Here is a 7,000-nt window from a genome sequence, read left to right as displayed (position 1 = left end):
AATAGAGGACCGCCCCGGCAATGCCGGCATCTACGGGCTGACCCCCTGGGGCACGATGATCGAGCTGCTGCGCTATCCCGGCGGCGTCGACTATCCCGACAGCGCGCCCCGGCCCCGCTGGAAGCCACGGGACTGAAAGCGAAAAGGCCACCCCAAGGGGTGGCCTTTTTCACGGTCTGCCAGATCCTAAGGATCTGGTCGGAGTGAGAGGATTCGAACCTCCGACCCCTGCCTCCCGAAGACAGTGCTCTACCAGGCTGAGCTACACTCCGACCGTGCGTGGGGATCTACATCCCGCCATCGGGGTTGGCAAGAGACAAAGCGACAGAATCTTCGACCTTTTTTCAACGCGCCCGGATCATCCTCATGACGCCGCCGACGCGGGGCACGGCGGGGGTGCCGACGCGGTTGCGGGTGCGGATCACCGGCTGGTTCGAGGCCTTGCCGTTGCGGGCCTCGCGCCAGACGATATAGATGCCCGACCCGATGATCAGCGTCGCCCCGGCCGCGACATTGATCCCCGGCAGCTGGTGGAAGAACAGCGCGCCATAGGCGGTGGCCCAGATGATCTGGGAATACTGCATGGGCGCGACGATGGCGGCCTCGCCTGCCTTGTAGGCCTGGATGATGCAGAGCATTGCGGTGATCGACAGGGCGGCGATGGTGGTAAAGCCCAGCATGTGCAGCCCCGCCACCGGATGGTAGTTGGCGGGCCAGACGATCATCACCACGCCCATCAGCACGAAATTCGCCACCATCGGATACAGCAGCATGACCACGCCCCGTTCGTCATGGCCGATCTTGCGCACGATGACCGAAGCGAAGGCCGAGCAGAAGGCCGCCGTCATCGCCGCGAAATGCCCGCTGTTCAGCTGGGCGCCGCCGGGGTTCAGCACGATGCCCACGCCGATCAGGCCGACGAAGACGGCCAGCCAGCGATGGATTCGCACCGTCTCTCCCAGCAGCGGGATCGAGATCACCGTGATCAGCAGCGGCGTGGCGAAGAAGATCGAATAGGCATCCGCCATCGGCAGCACGTGGAAGGCATAAAAGACCGAACTGTTCGAAATCACCGTGAAGATCGTCCGGGTCAGCATCCACCAGGGATGCACCGGGATCAGCGTGCCGGGTTTGGAATCGCGCATCAGCATGACCGAGGTCACCGGAAAGCCGAACAGAACCGAGAAGAAGACAATCTGGAACGAGGAATAGTCGGCCCCCAGCAGCTTTACCACGACGTCATGCGTGGAATAGATCGCATAGGCCAACAGCGCAAAGAGCAGCGCCCGGGTATTTCCTGCCATGATGTCCGTCCGTCGTTTCCCTAACGTCCAGACTGGCGCGCCGGGATCAAATGACAAGGGGGCGTTGCAGATTGCCGCCGAGAAACCGCCACACGTGGCCGTAATATCGCCCCAAAGACATCGGCCGCCGGCCGGTCGGCCCCTCCACGGCCTGGCCGCAACGGCGCGGCGCGCCCGGCGGCGGCAGATCGGCAGGTGGCCCTGATACGGCCCTGCCCGGCCCGGGACCGCGATCCTGCACGGAACCGCGCGCCCCCGGAATCCTGCCCGGACCAGGACAGTGCGGACATGAAAAAGGCCCCCGCACTGCGGGGGCCCTTCGCGTCAGGCCAAAGCCTTACAGCGAGGCCTCGAGGGCCGCGATCACCGCATCGCCCATCTGAGAGGTCGAGGCCGGGGTGATGCCGGCTTCGTTCAGCAGATCCGCGGTGCGCACGCCATCGGCCAGGACCTTCTCGACGGCCTTCTCCAGGCGGGTGGCCTCTTCGCCCTGGTCGAACGAGTAGCGCAGCGCCATGGCGAAGGACAGGATGCAGGCGCAGGGGTTGGCCTTGCCCTGACCGGCGATGTCGGGGGCAGAGCCGTGCACCGGCTCGTACAGCGCCTTCGGACGGCCATTGGCCATCGGTGCCCCCAGCGATGCCGACGGCAGCATGCCCAGCGAACCGGTCAGCATCGCCGCCGCATCCGACAGCAGGTCGCCGAACAGGTTGTCGGTGACGATCACGTCGAACTGCTTGGGCGCGCGGCACAGCTGCATGGCACCGGCATCGGCATACATGTGCGAAAGCGCGACCTCGGGGTAATCCTTCGACACCTCGGTGACGACTTCGCGCCACAGGATGCCCGATTCCATCACGTTGGCCTTCTCCATCGAGCACAGCTTCTTGCCGCGACGCATCGCCAGCTCGAAGGCCGAACGCGCGACGCGCTCGATCTCGCTCTCGGTGTAGCGCTGCGTGTTGATGCCGACGCGTTCGTTGTTCTCGACGATGATGCCGCGCGGCTCACCGAAGTAGATGCCGCTGGTCAGCTCGCGCACGATCATGATGTCGAGGCCCGCCACCACGTCCTTCTTCAGGCTGCTGAAATCGGCCAGCGCGTCAAAGCACTGGGCCGGGCGCAGGTTGGAATACAGGTCCATCTCCTTGCGCAGGCGCAGCAGGCCGCGCTCGGGCTTCACGCTGAAGTCCAGCACGTCGTATTTCGGGCCGCCGACGGCGCCCAGCAGGACCGCGTCCACGGCCTGGGCCTTGGCCATGGTCTCGTCCGTCAGGGGGGTGCCATGGGCGTCGTAGGCGGAACCGCCCACCAGGTCCTCTTCGACATCGAACTTCAGGTCGCGCTTGGCGCCGAACCAGTCGATGATCTTGCGCACCTCGGCCATGACCTCGGGGCCGATACCGTCGCCGGCGAGGATGAGAAGCGAGGGATTGCTCATGGGTCGTCCTTCCTGATCTGATCTGCGCACCGGGTAGCGACAGACGCCGGAAAGATCAAGAAACGAAGGTGACGCCGGGTCCTTGCCGCACAGCCCCTTCCCCCTGGAAATCTAAACCTCGCGGTAAGGGGATTGCCCCAGAGTGCCCGCAGTTGCGCGATGGCACAGGACCGCTTCATGACAGTCGACCTTTCCGGGCTTTTGACCCGCATCAAGATGGACCATCAGGCCCATGCCGCCCTGCGCCAGGCCAGTGCCGCGATCATGCCCCAGATGCAGCAGATCCTGTCGGACCAGCACCGGATGATCATGTCCTCGCCGGAACTGCACGGGCTGTTCAGGAATGACGATCACCTGAATGCCGTGGTCGCCAGCCAGATTCAGCACTGGCGCACCCTGTTCGAGGGGCCCGTGGACGATGCCTTTGCCGATCGCGCCATGCGCATCGGCCGGCTGCACTTTGGCGCCGGTCTGCGGCCCGACAGCTACGTGGCGTCCTATGCGATGACCCTGGCCAACATGCACGGCGCGCTGCTGCGCAGCCGGGCGCGGCTGGGCTATGTCAGCCTGAAGGAGGCCGAGCAGATGATCTCGGTCACCACCCGGGCCGCCTTCCTGGATCAGCTGCTGGCGCTGGAAGGCTATTTCCAGGCCCAGAAGGAAGAATTCAGCCAACGCCTGGGCAAGCTCAGCGACACCTTCTCCAGCAATGTCGGCGTGGTGTCGGAAGAGGTCCGCCAGTCGGTCGAAAAGCTCTCGGGCGTGGCCGATCACATGAGCCACGGCACCCGCAGCGCCATGCCCCAGGTCGGCGCCGCGGTCGAGGCCGCCGGATCCAGCGCCCGGATGATCCTGTCGGTCTCCTCCGCGGCCGAGGAATTGTCGAGCTCGATCAAGCAGATCAGCCAACAGGTGACCGAGGCCGACCGGATCTCCTCGGCAGCGGCAACCAAGGCCGATCACACCGACGCCCTGATGCAAAGCCTGCGCGTCTCGGGCGATGAGATCGGCGGCGTGGTCGAGCTGATCTCGGACATTGCGGGCCAGACCAACCTGCTGGCGATCAACGCTTCGGTCGAGGCGGCGCGGGCGGGCGAGGCGGGCAAGGGCTTTGCCGTCGTCGCCGGAGAGGTCAAGCAGCTGTCGACGCGGATCTCGGAGGCGACGGCCGACATCACCCGCCGGATCGAACAGATGCACACCGACATTCTGGAGGCCGTCGGCGCCATCCATGACGTCAGCACGACGATCCGCCAGATGGCCGAGATTTCATCCTCGATCGCCGTGTCGATCGGGCAGCAAAAGCTGGCAACGGACGACATCGCCCGCAATGCCGAGATGACGGCCTCGGGGACGGATGCCGTGACCCGCAACGTCGAATCCGTCAGCGCGGTGATGCAGCAGACCGAGACCGGATCGCAGACGGTCATGATCGCCGCGCGCGGCCTGAAGGAGCAGTCCGAGGCGCTGCAATCGCAGATCCGCAGTTTCGTCCAGGGCATCCACGCCGCCTGAGGTGCCGCCGCCGCAGCTGGCCGGATCATCATCGTCACCCTGAGCGGGCTTTAAAACCTTCCCCGGCGATGCGAAGCCTGGCCCCAGCCCCCGGCCAACGGCATCCCCCGAAGGACGCCGGGCTCATCAGGCAGATTGCCCCACGCCAGGACGGCGAAACCCTGTGACCGCCTGGCGCGGCCGCAAGCCGATGCCTTTTCACCAAGGCGCCCTCAGACCTGCGGCCGCCCCCCCAATGCCCCCCGGTCCGGCCTGCCCTTTCCGCCGACCGCGCGTGCCCCGAGGCGATGCGCCGCCGGCAGCTGCCCGGTTCGGTGCCCCCCGACCGCGCCCGCCCATGGGGCGGCAAGGGCTCTCCCGCGATGGACCGGACCTTGTTGGCATCGGCGGAGATCAGGCTGGCATCGACGGCAAAACCCTCTCCGGCGACCAGGTCCTCCTTCAGGCAGCGTTCAACATTCGCCATTGTCGCTCGGGCCAATGGCGCGACATGGCTCATCTTCGAAGACCTGCCGCAGAAGACCGCTATCCCTGAACGTGCCGTAGCGATAGCGCGAGAAGGTCGCGTGATCCGCGACATTGCCTTCCTGGCCCAACCGACAGAACCAGCGACAGGCCAAATTCAGATGGACCTCGTCACAGAGGAGGCGTTCCGAACGTTCGATGCGCTTACGCGGCCCCACTGGGGCCACGGTCGCCTCTCACCCCATGACATACCCGATCACCAGCATCCGGATGATCCGTTCAGGATTGATCGAGGGGCGATCAAGGTGGCTGTGGAAGGGGCGCAGCATATTCCGCAGGCTGTCCCCATTCAGGAACAGATCGATCTCTCGCAGCATGTGGTTGGCCGGGACGTGCCGCTCCGGATCGAAATCGTAAACGGCTGCACCGGTGCTTCTTGCCTGCCCGTCATGCCGAAATCCTCCCATCCCCTCAAAGCTGAGTGAATCGAAAGACTTGCCGCGGCGCTACAGTGACGTTTTCAACAACATCGGCAGATAACGGCCCCTCTGGGCAGATACTGTGGAAAAGTCGCTGAGCGGGCGGGACAGGACGGATCAGCAGCCCCCCGTGAGATAATGAGGTTCATCGAAGGGTGCCGTTAAGGAGCAGCATCCCGGGATTTCGAGCCAATTTTCGGATCGGGGCGTTTTCCTGCCCCATCGGCAATAGGCATCCCTGCGCCGCCTCACCCGACCGGCGGTCCATGGGGCGCCCTGTCCGAACGGGCCCGACAACGCCCCGGACGGGCGCGGCCCCCTGTTCGCCAGGCGCAACCGGCCCACAATGCCCCTTGCCCCGTGTCGCGTCGCGACAGGGCCCCAGCCGGCAGCACAGCCCCCTGCGTGACACCCCGCCGCAGGCCGGACCGCTCTTGCCGCGCCGATATCGGGTCTGCCGGGCTCGGCTCATCGACGGCACGCACCGGAGGATCATCGCCTAGTCCTCGCGTCCGGCTACAGGATCCGGCGCGGGGGCGCGCTTTCCAACCGAAACGTCCGCTTGCCCGGCGGTCCACGCTTCGTGGTCGCCAGCCCCACCCGGCCCCGCGAAGGCCTGGCCTTCGGCCGGGTGCCTGGGCAGGGACAGACCCCATGGCCCTTCCAGATCCACCCAGACCGGAAAATGACGACTGGCCCGGCGCAACGCCTGTGCCAGCGGACCAGCCGTATCCGGGTGCAAAAGGCCCGCGCCCCGCACCGACAGGGCTACGGGGGTCAGGATCAGATCGACCCGCAGGTCCTCGGCCTCGGGCCAGTCGACCGTCGGCATCCCGCCCTGCCCCGCCAGCGCCACCGGGTCACGCAGGCGCGGGTCGGCCAGCAGGTTGCGCAGGGCGTCCGGGCGGCCCTCGCCCCGCAACGGATCCAGGCTGAAGCCGCCCAGAATGACCGGCACCGGCAGCGCGCCAAAGGCACCGTCCAGAAGCCGGGACCAGAAGGCGGTCTCATCATGATTGCGACGCCCGTTGCGGTCCTCGGCCCCGTCAAACAGGGGCGGCGTGGCGCGAAAGGTCCCGATCCACAACGGCGCCGCCGCCGTTCCCAGCGGGACCAGCCAATGCCCCATCGAAGACAGCCTTTGCACCGACCGCCCCGGATCCTCGGGGCGGATCAGGCTGCCCGGCAGATCCCTCCACAGCAGCGCCGAGAAATCCTGTGCCCCCTCGGCCAACGGCAGACGCGACAGCAGCGCCAGCCCCCCCGCCCCGTTGAACCGACCATAGCCCTGGGCATCGCGCGCCTCGCCCAGACGGCCGTTGCCGTCCAGATCCAGCCCCGTCGGCTGGCCGGCATTCGGACGGAAGGCCAGCAGCGCCGGATAGGGCGCGGCCAATGAGGCGTTCAGCGCCTGCAGCGCCCGCCCTTCGGCATCGTAATCAATCCCCGCCAGCACCAGCACATCGGCCTTCAGGTGATCAATCACGGCCTGAACCGCAAGAAGCTGCGGGTCCCCGCCCTTCAGCAGGTCCCGCAGCAGAAGACCCGGGCCATCCCGGCCCAGATCGGTATCATACCAGGCGACGCGAAGCGGTCCGGCCTGCGCCGACAGCGCAAGGACAAGACACCACAAAACCAGAACCACACACCGTATCGAACCGCTTCGCATCCAGGGCAGGATCGCGCCGCGTTTCCTAAGAAGCGGTTAATGCCTGCGCCCTGGAAAAGATCCCTGCCCCGCCCCCGCACCGGGCCGATCCGGGGCCTGGCCCCGGGTGCCCCGCATCAACGCCTTG

5 protein-coding genes, 1 tRNA gene and 1 pseudogene (1 of these 7 cut by a window edge) are annotated in these 7,000 nt (G+C 66.4%); 2 read left to right on the top strand and 5 right to left on the bottom strand.

Features of this window, described 5'->3' with window-relative positions:
- Positions 1–136: the 3' portion of a VOC family protein gene (locus AC2ITM_RS03245; protein ID WP_486468402.1), read on the top strand. 401 nt of this gene lie to the left of the window's left edge; the window shows 136 of its 537 coding nt (coding positions 402–537); its start codon lies off the left edge, out of view; it ends in the stop codon at positions 134–136.
- A gap of 59 nt (positions 137–195) precedes the next feature.
- Here AC2ITM_RS03245 and AC2ITM_RS03240 read toward each other — a convergent pair.
- The 3 genes from AC2ITM_RS03240 to leuB form a co-directional block, all read right to left on the bottom strand.
- A tRNA-Pro gene (locus tag AC2ITM_RS03240) sits at positions 196–272 on the bottom strand.
- 72 nt (positions 273–344) lie between these two features.
- Positions 345–1,304: a DMT family transporter gene (locus tag AC2ITM_RS03235; protein ID WP_486468401.1), complete on the bottom strand. Its 960-nt coding sequence runs from the start codon at positions 1,302–1,304 to the stop codon at positions 345–347.
- Positions 1,305–1,641: 337 nt separating this feature from the next.
- Positions 1,642–2,745, bottom strand: coding sequence for a 3-isopropylmalate dehydrogenase (leuB, locus tag AC2ITM_RS03230; RefSeq protein ID WP_486468400.1), 1,104 nt, complete (start codon positions 2,743–2,745; stop codon positions 1,642–1,644).
- A gap of 177 nt (positions 2,746–2,922) precedes the next feature.
- On the opposite strand from leuB, the gene AC2ITM_RS03225 reads away from it, so the two are divergent.
- Positions 2,923–4,260, top strand: a complete 1,338-nt coding sequence (locus tag AC2ITM_RS03225) for a methyl-accepting chemotaxis protein (RefSeq protein WP_486468399.1) — start codon at positions 2,923–2,925, stop codon at positions 4,258–4,260.
- Positions 4,261–4,621: 361 nt separating this feature from the next.
- On the opposite strand, the pseudogene AC2ITM_RS03220 reads toward AC2ITM_RS03225, so the two are convergent.
- Together AC2ITM_RS03220 and AC2ITM_RS03215 are read right to left on the bottom strand one after the other, a co-directional pair.
- Positions 4,622–5,192, bottom strand: a pseudogene (locus AC2ITM_RS03220) (transposase); the annotation flags it as partial.
- Positions 5,193–5,703: 511 nt separating this feature from the next.
- Complete coding sequence (locus tag AC2ITM_RS03215; RefSeq protein WP_486468398.1) at positions 5,704–6,837, bottom strand: endonuclease/exonuclease/phosphatase family protein; 1,134 nt, start codon at positions 6,835–6,837, stop codon at positions 5,704–5,706.
- Positions 6,838–7,000 lie beyond the last annotated feature (163 nt).

It is taken from the genome of Pseudooceanicola sp. NS-SX9 (assembly GCF_057380705.1).
This window is presented reverse-complemented; position numbering and strand designations above follow the sequence as displayed.